The sequence below is a fragment of the Nostoc sp. DedQUE04 genome, assembly GCF_034530995.1.
Lineage (GTDB): Bacteria > Cyanobacteriota > Cyanobacteriia > Cyanobacteriales > Nostocaceae > Nostoc.
This window is the reverse complement of sequence record NZ_JAVRCA010000083.1, coordinates 1-17,795: the sequence shown is the minus strand read 5'-3', so window position 1 is coordinate 17,795 and position 17,795 is coordinate 1. Positions and strand designations below refer to the sequence as shown.

The following is a 17,795-nucleotide window of genomic DNA, read 5'->3' as shown; positions in this document are numbered from 1 at the left end:
AGCGATGTCTGCGATGGGCTACGCCTAACTGCATCTCGCTATATCTGGGCGTAACTGTGCAGCACGACGCAAATAGATCGGGCGTAATGCATTTTGAGGCATCGGGGTATTAAAGTGAATTAGCACCCGAATACAGCATTTCAGGCTACCGTTTACCTGCATTTGCTGGACATCCAATAGAGGAACTCGATCCCAGTTAGGACGTTGACGTGCCACCGCAGCTGGAAACATTGCATCTAAATCAGGAGTTGCTGAAAAGGTGACACTAACGATTTCAGCAGGATCTAAAGGATTGTTTGCTTCTAAAGCATTCAATAACTCATCTACAGCCTCAGCGATCGCTTGTGCTGAGTTTTGGCTAACTGTAGTTGCACCCCGGAGTCCTCGCACCCGCCATTCTCCAAGTGACGCTGATATGTGATTTTGTTGGTATGTATGTGTAAGCAATGTGAACTTATCCATGTTGATTTAACCCTTAAAGACTTAATTTTTGTCTCAACACAAAGTTTTAGTTAGCTACTCTTTCAACCCAAAATAATTGGAGCTTTTTTTCGGATTTTTAGTCTGATGTTTATTGATGTTTGCTATTTCTTAATACCAGTAGCTATGTGCTGCTTTGAAGAGTGCGATCGCCTATTATAGTTTTGATGCGATATATATCAGGTATAGATGATATATTCTGAGAAAATTCTAGAGAGATTATTGAGATTAAAGAGTTAAAAAACAATAAACCTATTTGTAACCCTCTTTCATTCTTTAGATATAACGATTGTTTAACAATAGAAAGTTTAACCAAAGGTGATGAAAGAGGAGCAATCTAGATTGGGCTAAAAGTTAACTAAACCAGCGTCAGTCTTAGATATCAATTAGTTTTCCTTGGCGCTGACGACGACAGAAGATAAAGTAAGCGCCTACCCCTAACAATGCAGGCAACAATCCAGGTTCAAAAACCCTTTCAATTCGGGTTTGGACAGTTCCTGTATACAGTAGATTGCCTATTGAATTAGGAAAGTCCGCATTTGGATAGACATCAAGAATTGCAGTACTTGGAACTGTTGTTCGGATGGCGGTAGATTCCCCAAATGTACCCTTTGGATAATGAAAATAGTTCAGCAAAGCAAACTCAGACGCTGGCTGCCGTTGAGAAGCGCGTACTTCCCAAATAAAATCGTCGGTATCAGGTGATGTAAGACCATCTTCTTGACGGGGTAAAAAAACAATCGGATTGCCAACGGTTCCTTGAAAAACTCCCTTCTCCCCCAAATCAAATTTATAATCATATCCCCCTTCAAAATATAGGGTAGACTTCGGTGAATCTGGAGTTCCTATGGCAGTGTCATCGTAAGTAAAGTAACCGTTCACTCCCTCACCTTCAAAGCTGAATCGATACAAAGCTGCTTGAGCAGTGTCTATATTTAATATTATCGATACGAGGAATGCTGCTGCACTTGAAATAACAGGAAGTGAGAATTTATCAAATAGAGCCATTTCTCTTACCTTTAAAAAAGATTGATTGCCAAATTAAATTTTTTAATAGCTCGGTGAACTAATCTTATGCAGATAATAGTTGTCGGCGCTGACGACGGAAAATAAACCAAGCACTCACTCCCAGTAATGCAGACACTGATGCAGGTTCAGGAATCTGTTCGATTTTTGTTTTAACAGTTCCTTGAAATGTGTAGTCTCCCGTCGTATTAGGGAAATCCCAGTATGGGTAAACTCTGAGTCTAGCGGTGTCAGATACGCTCGTTCGGATGGCAACAGAATCTGAAAAGGTTCCCTCTGGGTAACTAAAGCGAATTGACAAACCGTATTGCCGCCCACTGGCAGCCGGAGGAACGTAAAGAATAAAGTCATCAACGCCACCATCGTAGCCTAAATTACCAGCACGGCTAAGATAAACAATATTTCTGGCCTCATCATGTATATCTTGCTGCGATCCTTTTGTTCCCTCGGCCACAACACCCCCTGCATTAATGGAATATTGTTCCACTGAGCCATCATACTCAGCAAGAGGAAAGTTCTCTCCGAGAGGTTCTAGCTTCTTAGCTGAATCATTATAGATAAAGTAACCATTTGCTCCCTCGCCCTCGAAAGTAAATTTAAACAGGGCAGCTTCAGCAGTATTTATGTTTAATGTTACTGACGCAAGTAACGCTGCTGCACTTGAAATAGCCAAAAGCGATAATTTATTCAATAAAGCCATTTTTATTACCTCTAAAAAACATTGATTGCCCAATTAGTTTCTGAAACTAACTTTAATAAAGTACTAAAAAAGACTTAAATATACTAAGTTGGTTTACTATAATTAATTCTCTTCAGTAATAATATGTCAGTGCTGACGACGGAACAAAAACCAAGCGCCTACTCCTAACAATGCAGGCAAGAATGTAGGCTCAGGAACCTTCTCAATCCGAGTTCGGACAGTTCCTGTATACAACAGGTTGCCTCTTGAAGAAGAAGGGTCTACATTTGGATAAACATCAAGAATTGCAGTATTTGGGACTGTTGTCCGTATAGCGGTAGATCCACCAAATGTATCTTCTGGGTAATGAAAATAGCTCACCAAAGCAAACTCAGACGCTGGTTGTCGTTGAAAAGCACGTACTTCCCAAATAAAATCATCAGTGTCAGGATATGGAATACCATCTTCAGCACGAGCTAAAAAAATAATCGGATTACCAACACTTCCTTCAAAAACCCCCTTCTCCCCAAAGTCAAATTTATAATCATATCCTCCATCAGGATATGCTGTAGCATTGGGTGTAAAGGGACTGCTTCCTATAGCACTGTCATCGTAAGTAAAGTAACCGTTTACTTCCTCACCCTCGAAACTAAATTTCAACAAGGCAGCTTGGGCTGGATTTGTACCAAGCGTTCCTAAAGCTAAAAATGCTACAATGCTGACAGCAGAAGCAATTGAGAATTTATTCAACAAAGCCATTTTAGTTATGTCCCAATCAATATATAGCAGTCTTAAATGATACGGGAGAATAAATAAAAGCTGTAATGCTTGTATAATTAAGTATTTTTGCCTCAGTATTTTCTCGCATATCATTTAAGATTGCTATGGTTATACTTTCAGGCTGAAAATTTTATTATTTGGCAGGCGATCGCGTTGTAAAACTTGACCTGGGAGTATATTATACTCTGCCTGAATACTTTCTAAAGGTCTGTGCCACATTTCTTCCCAGCGCACAGCCCAAAGGGGATGAGCAGCACTACCCCGTTGCCAGCCTTCAAATAGCGCCTCTAGAGCCAAGCCTAGATTCTTGGTGTTAATGGTTGCAAAGTGCAGAACCAAAGCTGTCATCAACAAGGTTTGATAGACTGTTGGGCCTTGACCATGACAAAAACCCTGGAGTGCTAATTCTCCCAAAATTTCTGTGTTATAGCCAGTTATGACGTGCCAGATATCGTGAGTCTGCATTTTGCGTATTTTGATATAGTTTAAATCATCAGGTGAATCATAAGCGCTATAGTCATAAGCAGGAATACCATTTTCAGTCATGTGATGATAGTAGACATAACCTAGAGTTCCTGGAGCGCAGTCTTGATTGAGGTCTTCTAATTTATACTGAGGCCCCAAATAGCGTTGCGAAATCATTTCTGCCATCCCAGGATAAAGCTGCAACTGTTCAACATGGTCAGAAGCTTGCATGTCATCCAGATGCCTGATTGTTTCTTCTAACTTGAAATACCATGCAAGCTCAGGATCTTGAGGAAATGCTGCTACTGATAAAAAAGCCTGGACAAAAGCTGGATCGTTCAGCACAGAGTTAGAATTGGTCAGTACTTGTGCCATTGACTCTGTAATCTCCATCAAAAAACTCCTTTCAAAAATGAATGTATTTTGCTGTTTAGATGTATGCAGTGTAGAGACGCAATTAATCACGTCTCTATAAAAGTCAAGAATCCTATTGACGAATCAAAATTCTATCCTCTTGTTGAGAAAAGCTGACTGATGGAGCAGGAGCAGGGCCTAGCGCGACATCGCCCCAGCGCATTACACAGCCACCAGCATTAGATGACGAACCCATTGTGTAGACGAGAACTAGATCGTTTTCACGAATTTTACCTGCATGGGCGGCATGGTAGAGATTCGCAACAGGAAAGGTTGGCCCAATATTGGCATATAGGGGATTAATGTTGAGTGTACGCTCTGGTTCAATACCGAGAGCGCGGGTGCAAACTCGTGAATACCAGGCACTGGGTGTATTAAAGACAAAAAAGTTGATTTGATCTAAGGTGAGTCCAGCATCAGCGATCGCACCGTGGCAACATAGACGAATAAACTTCACTGTTGTCTCGTTAAACATCTTGCTTGCACCCTTGCCACCTCGGATAAACATTTTGACGTTGCCATGTTCATCGGTGGTGAATTCATTATAGAAAGCACCGCAGGTAGCAGCAGTATTGGCAATTTTCGTACCGAGAATACCTTGGTTTGCTTTCAGTTTACCAACAACAAAGGCTCCAGCACCATCGCCTGATAAAAATGCTAAAGTATCATTTTCGTCAGTATAGCGCGAATATGTAGTTGAGACGACCACTAACACATTCTGATACTGTCCCGTTTGCACTAAAGAACAGGCCGTTTGAAGCGAAACTAATACTGAAGTGCAAGTTGATTCTATATTCCACGCCGCACCTTGTAGTCCCAATTTTCCAGCCAGAAAAGCAGCATTACCAGGTGTGATTTGCTCTGGAAATAGTGAAGTAACGAGCATGAGATCGATGTCTTCAGGAGATAGCTTTGCGGCTTCGAGGGCATCGAGAGCGGCGCGATACTCTAGTGAGAGCGAAGTCTCATCGGGAGCTAAGACCCTTCGTTCGACAGTACCACGGAAAGGGTCTGACATATATGGTGTTACCTCTTGTGACCAGATATCGTCATCACTGGTGACTGTGGCTTGGTCGGGTACAAACAATTTCGCTAGAGTTTTTTGTTCAGCCTCAGCAACCATCTTTGGGAAATTCTCTCTGTAGTAATTGTTTGTGCGGATGATGCTAGGAAAGTTAACTGAAACTGCACGAATACCTACTGGTTCTAATATTGTCATGACAAATATCCTTTTGATTTTGTTTTTGGTGTTACACGATGAAAGTGGAAAATACTGATACGATTCTCAGTTGAGTGAGGTAAAAGAACCCCACCCCCAACCCCCTCCCCGCAAGCGATGAGGGGGCTATGATATACCTTGTATGATTTGGAAACGCTATATAGTTATTAATCATTGGTACTAATGACTAATGACCGAATGGCACGCTTGTAAAGCTGAAAGCTCGTGTAGGCAGGGTGTTGGGGGTAGGGTGTAGGGTGTAGGGGAAAATTAAGAAAACAAAATATCGAGTATGAACATAAATATTTTCCTTCTTCACTACACCCACTCAGCCACACCCCACACCCAAAAGCCTTATAGGTAATGGGTTTGGCGTTAACAAGCGTGCCATTCGACTAATGACTAATGACTAATGACCAATAACCGTTTTAGCTTCTATGGCTCCTTGCTTAATCAAACTTTGAATGCGGCCTCCAATAGGTGCGGGTCGCGTTGGGTCAATTTTCACATCAACAATGAATGGAACAGTAGATAAAAGTGCTTTTTGTAGCACCACTTCCAAATCTGATTCAGTATTAACACAGATACCGTCAGCTCCCATAGCTCTAGCGATCGCAGCAAAATCAGTACTCGGTATCTCTGTATCTATGGGAACCTCGCCACTTAACCCCTGCAATGCCATTCCTTGGGCGCACATATTGTAGCGTCCATCGTTGAGGATAATCCAGACAGATGGAATCTCAAATCTCACTGCCGTGCTGACTTCGTTGTTCATCAGCATTGCTCCGTCGCCAACAATAGCAACGGCTTTACCTTTTCGCCCTAATGCTGTGCCAACTACCCCGGTGGTAGCATGACCCATAGAGCCAAAACCAGTACTAATCCGGTAACGACCTGGTTGCTTAAATCGCAACAAGTGAGTTGCCCAAGCAAAGGAGTTACCCGCTTCAGCTAAGATTGAGGCATCGCTACCCTCAATAATCAGCCCTTGAATTGCATCCATCAGAACTTCGGGGCGCACTAAGCCATTGTTGCGGGGAGCATTGGTGTAAATTTCAGGACGGGGTAGTGAGGAATTAGGAAACCAATTAAGACGTTCCGGCAGGTGTTTTAATATCGCTGTGAGGAATGCTTTGATTTCTGAGTGGACAGCAACAGTCTCTACTGATGGATAAGCTACTCCTGGAACTTGCGGATCGATATCAACATGAATGAATCCATTACTGGGAATCATCGCCGGACTCCAAAATGAGGTAGGTTCACCAAGGCGCGTTCCCAACACTAATATGCGTTGCGGTCGTTGCTCTTGCATATATGTCAGGACTGATAAATGTCCGCTAAAACCTGTGACACCGATAAATTGGGGATGATGTTCTGGAAAAATCCCTTTGGCACGAGGTGATGTCATTACCGCCGCCCCGGTTTTTTGTGCCAACTGGCGGATTTCCTCGGCGGCGTGTCGTGCCCCGAAGCCAACCCAGATGGCAAAGGATTCTTCAGATAATAGTTTTACACATTCAGCGATCGCTTCTTCACTAGCTGTTGGTACAAATTGCGAAAACCCTTGCTGAGGTAACTGGACTTTTAATGGTGTCGTCTGGATTGGGGTAGGAACGCTAATATGGGCTACAAAGCTGCCTGGTTGGGCTAAACCTTGGGCAAGTCTGCGAGAAATTTCTGGCAGTTGATCCCCAGACTCTAATATAGTTGCGTAATTGAATAGTGGCCCGGAAGTAAAAATTCCTGAGAAGGGCATTGTGTGGGCGCTAGTTTCTTGACAAGCTCCGCGACCGCGATTTGCAGTTGAGGTTGCAGCCGACAAGAAAATTACCTTTGCTCCTTCCCCTCGCGCCGCGAAAAGCCCAGTCAGAGCGTTTGTAATCCCAGGGCCTGTAGTAGTGAATACCACGACAGGGCGATCGCTGGCAAAATAAGCCTCGGTAGCGGCAAAAGCTGCACCTGATTCATGGCGAAAGTGAAGCAATTCGATGCTACTACGGTTTAATGTTGCCCATAATGGCCCGATACCGCCTCCTGAAACACCGAATCCATACTCAACTCCCAAATTTTCCAGGATCTCGATTAAAGCCTCTGCAACTGTAGGTTGAGCTAATTCTGACTCTGGAGATTTTTCATTCAGTGATGCAGGCGAGAAAATAGAAGATCCAGTTGAATCAAATGAGATTTGATTAGGTGAGAGGCTAGTTTTCGTTCCCAAAGCTTGAGAAGAATTAGTGCTTTTGTTGATAGATTTAATATTCATGATTGCCAATTTTTGTTACTTTCTGTTGAGTTTTTACGTACTTGCGTATTTTTGGAAAATTCTTTGATATAGGGTAAATCAAAAACCTGTTTCCCCTATTTTCTTTTATTTGAAGTGAGTACTTAGCTCAAACTACGATTTATTTTTTAAAAGCCTTTTAGAACCTGATTGCTGGCGCAAAACTCGTTTTAGAACTTTACCAGTTGGGTTTTTTGGCAGAGAATCTACAAAATTAATGTTACAGGGAAGTTTGTATTTTGCCATTCTTTCAGAGCAAAATTTGATGATTTGTTCTTCGCTAATAACGTGACCATCTTTCAAAATAATATTTGCGTGAACTATCTCACCTTTATAATCATCATTTACACCATATACAGCTACTTCAGCAACAGACGAGTGTTGATAAATTACATTTTCTACTTCAGTTGGATATACCTTAAATCCAGACATATTAATCATGTCTTTCAAACGGTCAACGATGTAGAAAAAACCGTCTTCATCTACCCGACCAATATCACCAGTATGGAACCAACCATCTTTAATTACTTCAGCAGTTTCAAATGGACGATTCCAATAACCAAGCATGACATTAGGCCCTTTAATTACTATTTGACCCAATTCACCAAGCTCTACCTGATTACCCTTAGTGTCTATAACCTTCATTTCTACATTCTCGATGGGAGCGCCAATGGAACCGAGTTTGTATTTCAAATCATGATTATAAGATGCACATGGTGATGTTTCAGTTAAACCATATCCTTCATTGATGACTTTTCCATACTTATCTCGCCAAGTTTGTGCAACTTCAATTGGCATCGGTGCAGCTGCTGAAAAGTAATAACGCACGCTATTGAGGTTATAACTAGATAAATCACTATTTAACAGATTAATGAATACCGTTGGTACACCAAAGAACATTGTTACTTGATGAGTTGCGATGGCATTAAGTACTTGTTCAAGGTCAAATCGTCGTTGTAGAATAATTGTAGCACAGACATTTAATGCGGCGTTTAGAATAGCATTTTGACCAAAACAATGAAATAAGGGTAAGTAAAGTAGTAATCGATCGTCTGGTTGCATTCCACAACAACGATTTTGGGAATACATATTAGAAATTATATTACCGTGGGAAAGAGTTGCTCCTTTAGGAAAACCTGTTGTTCCTGATGTGTAGACGATGCTAGCAGGAGCATAACGATCTATTTCAATAGCATAAGTATTGGGAGAAGCGCTTTCCATTACTTTCGCTAAAGAAACTCCCTTTGTGGCGCTACCTTCTGCAATCAAAATATGTTCTAGTTCGGGTAAATCTACCTCTGGTACATTTTCAACGAGTGATTCTGTGGTAATTATTGCCTTAGCAGCACAATCATTAAAAATGTAGCTAACTTCATTGCTTTTGAGCATGACGTTGACTGAGACGACAACCGCACCAATTTTGAGAATGCCAAGATAACAAATAATAAATTCTGGAATATTGGGCAAAAACAAAATGACGCGATCGCCTTTTTCAATTCCTAATCCATGTAACCCATTAGCAACACGATTAACTAGCTGATTAAGCTGTTTATAGGTAAATAATTGATCTTCAAAGATCAGAGCAATCTTTTCAGGATATAATCGATCGCCACGCTCGATATGATTGGCAATATTCATGGCTAAAACTACTCACTAAATTTTATGAACTTTGCCTAATTTGACAGTTATTTATACAATTCTCAAACAGCGACAGATTCAAGCATTTGAAAGGGTCAAAAATTACGCAAACAATAGCCGAAACCCTTATTTTATTCTTAGTACAATTACCGTATGTAGTTTTGCGTAAGTCTTAATGGTATTAATGAGCTAACAATGTCTTTTGAGTATTTAACTGACTGAGGTTATCAACTTTAGTCCGTGGCTCCAAAGTCATCATGATGCCTTTTTGAGTTTGCAGAGTTAGCAATGGCTGGCATTCAACTGGGTGTTCTGGCAGGAGATTGAGGCGGAAACGTTGACATACCATTGCTATAATTAACTGAATTTCTGTTAACGCAAACATATCACCTAAGCACTGACGTTGGCCACCGCCGAAAGGAAAGTACGCATAACGCGGGCGATCGGCAGACCGTTCTGGTGTGAATCGCTCAGGATCAAAGCCTTCAGGATTATCCCAAAACTCAGGAAGGCGGTGTGTAACAAAGGGGCTAATCAAAAGCATGGAATTAGCTGGGATATCATAGCCGCCAATGGAATCGTCAGCTAAGTTGTTGCGGGCATAAACCCAAGCACCCGGATAAAGTCGCATGGCTTCTTGGACAACCATTTTGGTATATTTAAGCTGCGGCAAATCCTCCAAAGTTGGGGTTCTTCCAGCCAATACCGTAGTCAGTTCTGCCTGTAATTGGCGTTCTACGGTGGGATATTTAGAAAGCAAATACCAAATCCAGCCAAGTGTTACAGCTGAGGTTTCAAATCCAGCCGAGAAAAGTCCAACTATCTGATCGTGTAATTGCCGATCGCTCAATCCCTTACCAGATTCATCCTGAGTACTCATGAACATTGAAAGTATGTCATGAGTAGTATGATTGCCTTGTTTGCGTTGCTGAATAATGTTGTTGGCAACTGTGCGGAGGGTGTTGATTGCTTGGGTAAACTGGCGGTTTTTTGGTGTGGGGAAGCTAATAGGCGGCTTGATGACAGCCCATAAGCGATCGCTTAGGAACTTGTAGATAATATTCCAAGCCTGAATTAGTTCAGTGGTATCGCTATCAGCTTCGATACTCAAAGTCGTCTTCAGAAGAATTTTCTGCGTCAAAGCGAGCATTTCCTCAGAGACATCAAGAGTTGTACCGGCTGCTTTTTTTTGCCAGCGTTCTAACATCTGGTTAGTAAGCTGGGTCATATCATCGACCATCGCGGCAATTTGCTGACGGTGAAAAGATGGTTGCATTAGGCGACGCTGAGAACGCCATGAATCACCCTCGCTAATTACTAAGCCTTCACCAATTACCAGTTTTATATCCTTGAAATTTTCACCTTTTGTATAGTTCTGAGGATTTTCTTGCAGCACATACTTAATACAATCTGGATCGGCAATTAAGTAAAGTTGTTGCGGGCCAATTGCCCCTAGATGGACAACGCCACCATACTCACGCGCTGCACTAGTAAGAAATTGCAATGGATTTGTTGACATTTGTGGAAAGCAGCCAATAATTGGAAAACCGCGTGGCCCAGGAGGATTTTTCCGTACACTTTGATATATATTTTGTTGAACCATTGTATTTGCTCCCCAATTTAATAGAAAAAATTATGACTATTCGTAATAGATTGATGCGAATTGCGGATTGGTATTACCTTGTTTTGTAAAAGTATTAAATATTGTTTAAAAAGTGTTTATTCGATCCTCTTTAATTTCTTAAGAAGAGGAAGACCGGATTTAAAGCCCCCCAATATCTCAGGGAAATTTAAGAGGATCTAGAACACTTTATCTACCGCTTAGAGAACTTTTTAAACATCATCTAAAGTCAACAAAAGATTGTTAACTGTTTGCACAATCTGTCCGCCATTAGCAATATCAGTTGCAATTTTGGCAATGTGTTCGTCTAAGGCTTGTTCATTATCGTCCCAAATATAAGGTCGTTCAGCAGAAGGTGGCTGTCCAACTAAATTGCGGATTGCGAGATATAAATCTCTAGTTGCAGGCGAGAGTGTAGCACGAGCATCATAATGTTCCAAATCTTTGTACGTGCGTAAATCAACCGATTGCACACCAAACATCAAAGCGATCGCTATATATTGTTGAAAGATTTCTACTGACTGACGTGCTAAATTTGCGGAAGCAAAACCTTGGCTGTTGATATTTTGGTTATATTGTTCTGCGTGAGTGGGAAAACGATCGGCTATAGAATTTCCATAGAAGGTTAACAGAGGCATAATCGAGTTGCCAGTAATTTGCAATCCCTTCAATCCCATGTTTACAACTCGATCTGTGTTACCAACTAAAGATGGAGATAGCCCATTGTTAAATTCTGGTGCAACCAAGTACGCTATTTGGACATCCAAGTGTTTAGCTAACAACCCGATGTAATAACGCAATTGATCCATGCCTACACCAATGTACTGCCCTAAGAAATTACCGCCATGATAACTTGCTTGGTTTTCTACATCGATAAGTGGGTTGTCAGTCACAGAGTTAATTTCTACCTCAATTTGTTTTTTAATTTGGTCAAAACCATCGACAATTGGCCCCATATATTGAGGCAAACAACGCAGTGAATAACGATCTTGAATCGGATGTTCGCCACGATAGTTGTGAGCGCCATTTAACTCGTCTCTAACTAACTGCGAACCTTCTAACAGGTTGAGCATTTGGCTAGCAGCCCATTTTTGTCCTGAATGTGGTTTGAGTTTATGGATAAATGGGTGAAATGATTGATTAGTCCCATTTAAACCTTGAATAGCTAAGGCGTGGGCAGCCATTGACAATCCTAAAAGATTTTTGGTGTCGTAGACGCAATTAGCGGCGATACCTGTCATGACTGAAGTACCATTCATCATTGCTAACCCTTCTTTAGGAAGTAGGTGCAATGGCTCTAAATTCAGCTTTTTGAGTGCTGTTAGGGCATTTATTTCTTCACCGTTAAAGTCAACGGTGTAACTGGAATTTAAACCAATCAATGCTCCGGTAATATATGCTAAGGGTGTTAAATCACCACTAGCACCAATGGAACCAAATTCGCAGACATGAGGTGTAACACCAGCATTCAGAAATATCAACATCCGCTTGAGGATTTCTAAACGAATCCCCGATGCACCACTAATGTGAGAATTCACACGTAGCAGCATGGCAGCCCGAACATCAACTAGAGGTATTTTTTTACCTGCACCTACTTTGTGATACCACATCAAATTATTTTGTAGTAAAGTCGCAGATTCAGGAGAAATTACCACGTTTGCCATACCACCAAAACCAGTTGTCACCCCATAAATAGGTTCACCAGATTCAACGGCATTACGAATATAATCGCAGGATGCTTGAATATTACCCAGTTTTTCTGGATCGTCAATTAAACGTACCTGTTTGCCATAACGCGCTACACTAATTACTTCTTCAACAGTGAGATTGCGATCGCCTACGACTACAGCATCATCAGAACTAGGGACAAAAGAAAAAGCTGTTTTCTGGCCAGTGTTTGTACTTAAGCTAACTGTATTCATGTTTTCTAGAGTTTGTTGTGACTAAAGTTTTCAATCTTGGCTGACAAGCTAACAATTCTTAAAGAACCCCAATCTTCCAATTTGCTAAGGATGTCTGCGATTGAGTGACTTTACTGTTTGTATATCTTGGTTCTTGCCAGCGACCAAAGAATTTGCCCAGAGGAGTGATTTCTTTCATAAATTGCTCAAAGTTAGGGAAATTGAGCGACTGAGGCCCATCTGAAAGGGCTTTTTGAGGGTTAGGGTGAACCTCAACCATTAGCGAATCACAACCAGCCGCGATCGCAGCCAGCGCCATTGATGTCACCAATTCCGATTTACCAGTAGCGTGGCTAGGATCGATCGCAATTGGAAGGTGAGTTAAATTACGCAAAACCGGAATTGCAGATATATCTAACGTGTTGCGTGTATATTCCCGATCAAAAGTTCTAATGCCTCGTTCGCACAAAATCACATTGGGATTTCCTGCTGCCAAAATATACTCTGCTGACATCAGCCAATCTTCAATAGTGGCTGACAAACCACGTTTGAGGAACACAGGTTTATTGGTTGCACCGACTTTTTTCAAAAGAGAAAAGTTTTGCATATTGCGTGCGCCAATTTGCAAAATATCTGCAACTGATGAAATTATTTCCAACTCAGCCGCATCCATTACCTCGGTAATAATACCCAAGCCAGAAACCGATTTAGCTGTTGCTAACCAGTCCAAGGCACTTTCTCCATGTCCCTGGAAAGCATAAGGTGAAGTTCTGGGTTTGTAAGCACCTCCTCTGAGAAACTTTGCACCTGCGGCTTTGACTTGCAGTGCAGTTTCTACAATCATTTCTTCGCTTTCTACAGAACAGGGGCCTGCAATTACAACTAGAGGATGGTTTTGACCAAAGGTTATGGTTTCAGAGGGTGTAAACACCTTTACTTCACTGGGTTCACCATGACGAAACTCTAAACTAGTGCGTTTGAATGGCTTCTTTATCCGTAGCACTTGCTCAATAAAAGGGCTTAAATTTTGTACTTGGCGCACGTCGATTTCTGCCGTATCACCAATTAAACCAATAGCTACTTTGTGTTTACCTACAGAGATTTCTGGGACAACATTCCAGCGTGAAAGTTCTGTGAGCAATGAGTCAATTTCTTGTCGAGGAGAACCGGATTTCATGACAATAATCATCGTTTCAACATCCTTCTAAAATATGTATGCAATTAACTTGTACAAATCTGAAATTGTGTAATTACTTAGCTTAAAAACCAGGAAATAATGGCGTTCAGTAGTTTTACTGTTGCCAATGACTTACACAATATCTGAGAACTTCATGTAGCACAGCAACCTTTTCTGCTGCTTTAGGTGCAGTTTTTCCACCTGGAACATGCACAAAAGTGCATTGACAGCTTTTCTGCAATTTTTACCCGAAAAATAAGACTTTTTGTGCTTTGTAGAGTCAACTAACCGATATGATTGGTCAGATTCACTCGTTGGAGGAAAGGGATTTCCAGCAGTTGATCTTACCTCTAGCCCAATACAAGCGCATCGAGCAAGCCCGCGCCTAAGTCTTACATACTCTGGAAAATTATTCTGCTCAAAGGGTGAGGAATCGTTCTCCTTAATGCTTGATACTTGAGTCTTGAATTGCAAAAACTATCAAAACAACTAAGTGATGAAATCCGATCGATTAGAGATGCAAGACCCCCGGCAGCAATATCCCGCTCCGCCCTTTCCTCAACAACCACAGCCCGTACCAGGACTTGCTCAAAAGATGCAGCCCCAACCGGATCACGGTGAGCAGAGCTACATTGGATGTGGAAAACTTGCAGGTCGGAAGGCATTAGTCACCGGAGCCGATTCTGGTATCGGGCGTGCTGTTGCGATCGCATTTGCGCGAGAAGGTGCTGATGTCGCGATCGGCTATCTTAAGAGCGAAGAGGCTGATGCTCAAGAAGTCATCCAATTGATTGAACAATCAGGGCGCAAAGCAGTTGCGCTTCCGGGTGACATCACCGACGAGCATTTTTGCCAAAAGCTGGTGACAGATGCAGTGCAATCTTTGAACGGTTTAGATATTCTGGTGAACAATGCTGGCGCACAGACATCTTACCCATCAATTAGCGATATCACGACTGAGCATTTCGATAAAGTGATGAAGACAAACCTCTACGCGCTATTTTGGATTACCAAAGCTGCCGTTCCACATCTTTTACCCGGAGCATCAATTATTAACACCACTTCGATTCAGGCATATCAACCTTCAGCGAGTCTGCTTGACTATGCGATGACCAAAGCCGGCATTGAGAATTTCAGCAAATCTCTCGCCAAACAGATGATCGAGAAAGGAGTGCGCGTTAATGCAGTCGCACCCGGTCCATTCTGGACTCCGCTACAGCCGAGTGGTGGTCAGACCCAGGAGAAGATCGAGAAATTTGGTTCTGAAGTTCCGCTCGGAAGACCTGGGCAACCTGTGGAAATTGCTCCTGTGTATGTGTTGCTTGCTTCCCAAGAAGGCAGCTACATCACCGGAGAAGTTTATGGTGTAACAGGCGGCATCGGAATTGCCTAGTTCAAAATGTTGAAACGACTCTAGGAGAACTTTTATAAGAGTCACCGATCTTGAAAATAGGGAAAACCTTCAAATTAATTCTGGTTGGTTAACTGCGATCGCCATCGGCTTATGGCGGGTATGCCATCGCAATCGTCATGATTAGACCTCTTGCAAAAATCCTTGAATCACCCCTCCCCAACCCTCCCCTTGTGAAGGGGAGGGGGCAAGATTTCAAGTTTACCGCCAATATATCGGGGGGATAAAGGGGGTTTATTCGACTTATGCAAGAGGTTTATTGTACTAGGCATGATTGCGTTGGCGCAGCCCGCCGCAGGCATCGCATTTCCCTTCTTTGTGTCCGTTACTTCAGCGCTAGGATTTGACTGAATTTTTGTGTTTGCCGGAATTGCTTAAATCATTTAATCATTTATGCCTTTAAGTCATTAGGTGCTGGTTTTGTGGCTTGGAAACTTGTTTTAGGGATTCTATCGAATGCTGACGCTGCATTTTGGACAGTCTTGACGCGCTACCTTAAGTTGAGCAGTGCTAGCTGGTCATCCCAAGCTCAAAAATGTTCAGAAATCTCCAGATGCGATTGATTTGCGATCGCTTGCACATGAACCACCCAAAGAAAATGTTACTGAGTGTCTCAGGTTGATGGGTATCGCTTTGGGTAATCTGGCCAGTGCAATGAACAATACCAAAGCCCTGCAAGCTGCGGTGTTAATTTTGGGGAGTGAGCCGACACCAAGTGCGATCGCTCCCTATCTGCAAGTCCTAGCCCAGTTGACGAAAATCAGAGGTAGACAGTAGAGAAGCGGATGCCATCTGTGATACGCTGGCTGATGCTGACTTCTAATCTTTGTAATGCCAACTTGAAGATTATTCGTTTTTTGCATAAAGCACGAAACTTGAGGTGAATAGTATTATATAACGGTATCTATTATGGATAAACCGGGGACAAGATTAATTGTCTCCCATATAATTTACTTCTATCAAAAACTGCTCTGGATAACTCCAGGGCAGTTTTATGTTGAGCCGATTAGCCCTAGTTTAGTAATCGCTATGATATTAGATAGAGTTTTATCATTCATCAGGTGCCAAATAATCAACACAAGCAATGCCAACTGTGTCAAAGAGAGATGGAATATTTAACTGTCCATCACTTAATTCCACGACAAAATACCAAACGCAAAAAACAAGACCCAGGCCCAACAGCAAATATCTGTTCTGCCTGCCATCGACAGATTCATGTTTTATTCGATAATAAGCTGCTGGCCCTTGAACTCAACACACTAGACAAGCTCAAAAATGAGCCGCAAATGCAAAAATTCTTGGTTTGGGTAAAAAAACAAGACCCAGGTAAGCGAGTTTCAGTCCATCGCTAAAAAGTAAGGTCGATAGTGTGTTCTGTGTTACATCACCATGCACTGAAGCTATAGAAAAGAAACAGAAACCTTAAAAATGACACTAAAGTATAAATATTGCGTATGTATGACGACAACAGCAAAAGTATTTATTAACTTTATTTACAATTTTTCGGTTAAAAACTAGAGCATTTTTTGGATATTATCGTCCAAAATCCTTTTATTTAGATTTTATAGCCCAATTACGCACCTTCTACCCCAATTTATTATTAGTTCTTGGGGTTATTGTAGTTAGGCAGCAGAACTATATTGCTATCATCTCGCCCAAAATGACCCCTGTTATGTCCTTTTTTCAAAATTCTTTCAGAAGGGGATTAGGATGAATACCGCCGCACGCGAAGTTATTTTTGATTACACGAATACCGTCCAAGCCCAAAAAACAGAAGAGATTCCCCCAACCGCGCTCTTTGAGCAGTATGATACTGCCGCCGTCATGGGCGGACTCTACGGCGATGGGATCGTTGGGTTGAAAGGCGCATTCGAGCCGACCTGGGCAGATCGCCTTGGTGAGGATATTGAAGTTCTCTTCTCTGAAGCGCTTGCGCGTCCGGGAGGAGCAGTGGGGCGCGGGCCCAACCGATACTACGTAGAGATTCACCCGGAGAGGATCGGGGGATTTCTCGATCTGGTCACACATCCTTGGGTAGTGGCAGTGTCAACCGCAGTCCTTGGAGAGGACTACAAAATCGTAGAGATTGGGTTTGACGTGCCTCTGACTGGCTCCATGAATCAGCCCTGGCACCGCGACTTTCCCGCACCCGAAGCCACTCTGACAGGACGCAGGCTCAACTCGCTTGCCTTCAACTTAACCACCGTGGATGTCGAAGAGGACATGGGGCCGTTCGAGATAGCACTCGGTACCCAGTGGGATCGGCCAATCGGCTTCAAACACGAAATGTTTCCGCCAAAATCTCTCTACGACCGATACCAGGAGCGTGCTGTCAGGAAGCTCCCAAAGCGTGGAGATATATCTGTCCGGTCAGCGCTGACCATTCATCGGGGTACTGCCAACCAATCCCAAAAATCCCGCCCGACGCTAGTGCTTGGTGTGGATGCTCCAGATGCCCAAAACGCAAAGCGGCACGATCTCCAGTTCACTCGTGCTTATTACAAAACTATACCCGCAGAACAGCGAAAGCACTTCGCCTGCCGAATCGTCGATGAACTAGAACCTATCGTACAAGCGCATACGATTGAGGGACTCATCATGGGGGAGTCTTAACATCACCCCAGTTCAGGTTAAAACACATTGTTAGCATATAGCAATCTGATTTGATTTCTGAATTAATCGTAGGGACTAGGGACTGGGGAC

Annotated in this window: 14 protein-coding genes and 1 pseudogene; 4 read left to right on the top strand and 11 right to left on the bottom strand. The window is 42.5% G+C overall.

All coding sequences use genetic code 11. The features are described from left to right. Window positions 1–24: 24 nt before the first annotated feature. From aroH to aroF, 11 genes are all read right to left on the bottom strand, one after another. Window positions 25–462, bottom strand: a complete 438-nt coding sequence (gene aroH, locus RM049_RS34835; protein ID WP_322707447.1) for a chorismate mutase — start codon at window positions 460–462, stop codon at window positions 25–27. A 393-nt stretch (window positions 463–855) separates the two neighbouring features. Further along, window positions 856–1,488 carry a hypothetical protein gene (locus RM049_RS34830; RefSeq protein WP_322685834.1) on the bottom strand — a complete coding sequence of 211 codons (633 nt, stop codon included), beginning with the start codon at window positions 1,486–1,488 and terminating at the stop codon, window positions 856–858. 64 nt (window positions 1,489–1,552) lie between these two features. Beyond that, window positions 1,553–2,206, bottom strand: a complete 654-nt coding sequence (locus RM049_RS34825; RefSeq protein ID WP_322707446.1) for a PEP-CTERM sorting domain-containing protein — start codon at window positions 2,204–2,206, stop codon at window positions 1,553–1,555. A gap of 126 nt (window positions 2,207–2,332) precedes the next feature. Beyond that, complete coding sequence (locus tag RM049_RS34820; protein ID WP_322707445.1) at window positions 2,333–2,944, bottom strand: PEP-CTERM sorting domain-containing protein; 612 nt, start codon at window positions 2,942–2,944, stop codon at window positions 2,333–2,335. Window positions 2,945–3,073: 129 nt separating this feature from the next. After that, entirely contained in the window at window positions 3,074–3,823 is a 750-nt protein-coding gene (locus RM049_RS34815) for a Coq4 family protein (RefSeq protein WP_322707444.1), read from the bottom strand. A 94-nt stretch (window positions 3,824–3,917) separates the two neighbouring features. After that, window positions 3,918–5,063, bottom strand: coding sequence for a 3-oxoacyl-ACP synthase III family protein (locus RM049_RS34810; protein WP_322707443.1), 1,146 nt, complete (start codon window positions 5,061–5,063; stop codon window positions 3,918–3,920). A gap of 409 nt (window positions 5,064–5,472) precedes the next feature. Continuing rightward, window positions 5,473–7,326 carry a ScyA-related TPP-binding enzyme gene (locus RM049_RS34805; protein WP_322707442.1) on the bottom strand — a complete coding sequence of 618 codons (1,854 nt, stop codon included), beginning with the start codon at window positions 7,324–7,326 and terminating at the stop codon, window positions 5,473–5,475. A 132-nt stretch (window positions 7,327–7,458) separates the two neighbouring features. Further along, window positions 7,459–8,982 carry a long-chain fatty acid--CoA ligase gene (locus tag RM049_RS34800; protein WP_322707441.1) on the bottom strand — a complete coding sequence of 508 codons (1,524 nt, stop codon included), beginning with the start codon at window positions 8,980–8,982 and terminating at the stop codon, window positions 7,459–7,461. 181 nt (window positions 8,983–9,163) lie between these two features. Beyond that, window positions 9,164–10,585 (bottom strand): cytochrome P450, encoded by a 1,422-nt coding sequence (locus RM049_RS34795; protein WP_322707439.1) that lies wholly within the window; start codon window positions 10,583–10,585, stop codon window positions 9,164–9,166. Between the two features lie 230 nt (window positions 10,586–10,815). Next, complete coding sequence (locus tag RM049_RS34790) at window positions 10,816–12,525, bottom strand: aromatic amino acid ammonia-lyase (RefSeq protein ID WP_322707438.1); 1,710 nt, start codon at window positions 12,523–12,525, stop codon at window positions 10,816–10,818. A 58-nt stretch (window positions 12,526–12,583) separates the two neighbouring features. Next, window positions 12,584–13,693, bottom strand: a complete 1,110-nt coding sequence (aroF, locus tag RM049_RS34785; protein ID WP_322707437.1) for a 3-deoxy-7-phosphoheptulonate synthase — start codon at window positions 13,691–13,693, stop codon at window positions 12,584–12,586. 484 nt (window positions 13,694–14,177) lie between these two features. On the opposite strand from aroF, the gene RM049_RS34780 reads away from it, so the two are divergent. The 4 genes and pseudogenes from RM049_RS34780 to RM049_RS34765 all read left to right on the top strand — a co-directional run bounded on the left by RM049_RS34780 (window position 14,178) and on the right by RM049_RS34765 (window position 17,705). Further along, the gene (locus RM049_RS34780; protein WP_322707436.1) at window positions 14,178–15,074 is read left to right on the top strand and encodes an SDR family oxidoreductase; all 897 of its coding nucleotides are present in this window, start codon (window positions 14,178–14,180) and stop codon (window positions 15,072–15,074) included. A gap of 576 nt (window positions 15,075–15,650) precedes the next feature. Then, window positions 15,651–15,842: pseudogene (locus RM049_RS34775) on the top strand (hypothetical protein); the annotation flags it as partial. A 311-nt stretch (window positions 15,843–16,153) separates the two neighbouring features. Next, on the top strand, window positions 16,154–16,444 hold the full coding sequence (locus RM049_RS34770) for an HNH endonuclease (RefSeq protein WP_322685823.1): 291 nt from the start codon (window positions 16,154–16,156) through the stop codon (window positions 16,442–16,444). A 358-nt stretch (window positions 16,445–16,802) separates the two neighbouring features. Further along, window positions 16,803–17,705 carry a phytanoyl-CoA dioxygenase family protein gene (locus RM049_RS34765; protein WP_322674610.1) on the top strand — a complete coding sequence of 301 codons (903 nt, stop codon included), beginning with the start codon at window positions 16,803–16,805 and terminating at the stop codon, window positions 17,703–17,705. Window positions 17,706–17,795 lie beyond the last annotated feature (90 nt).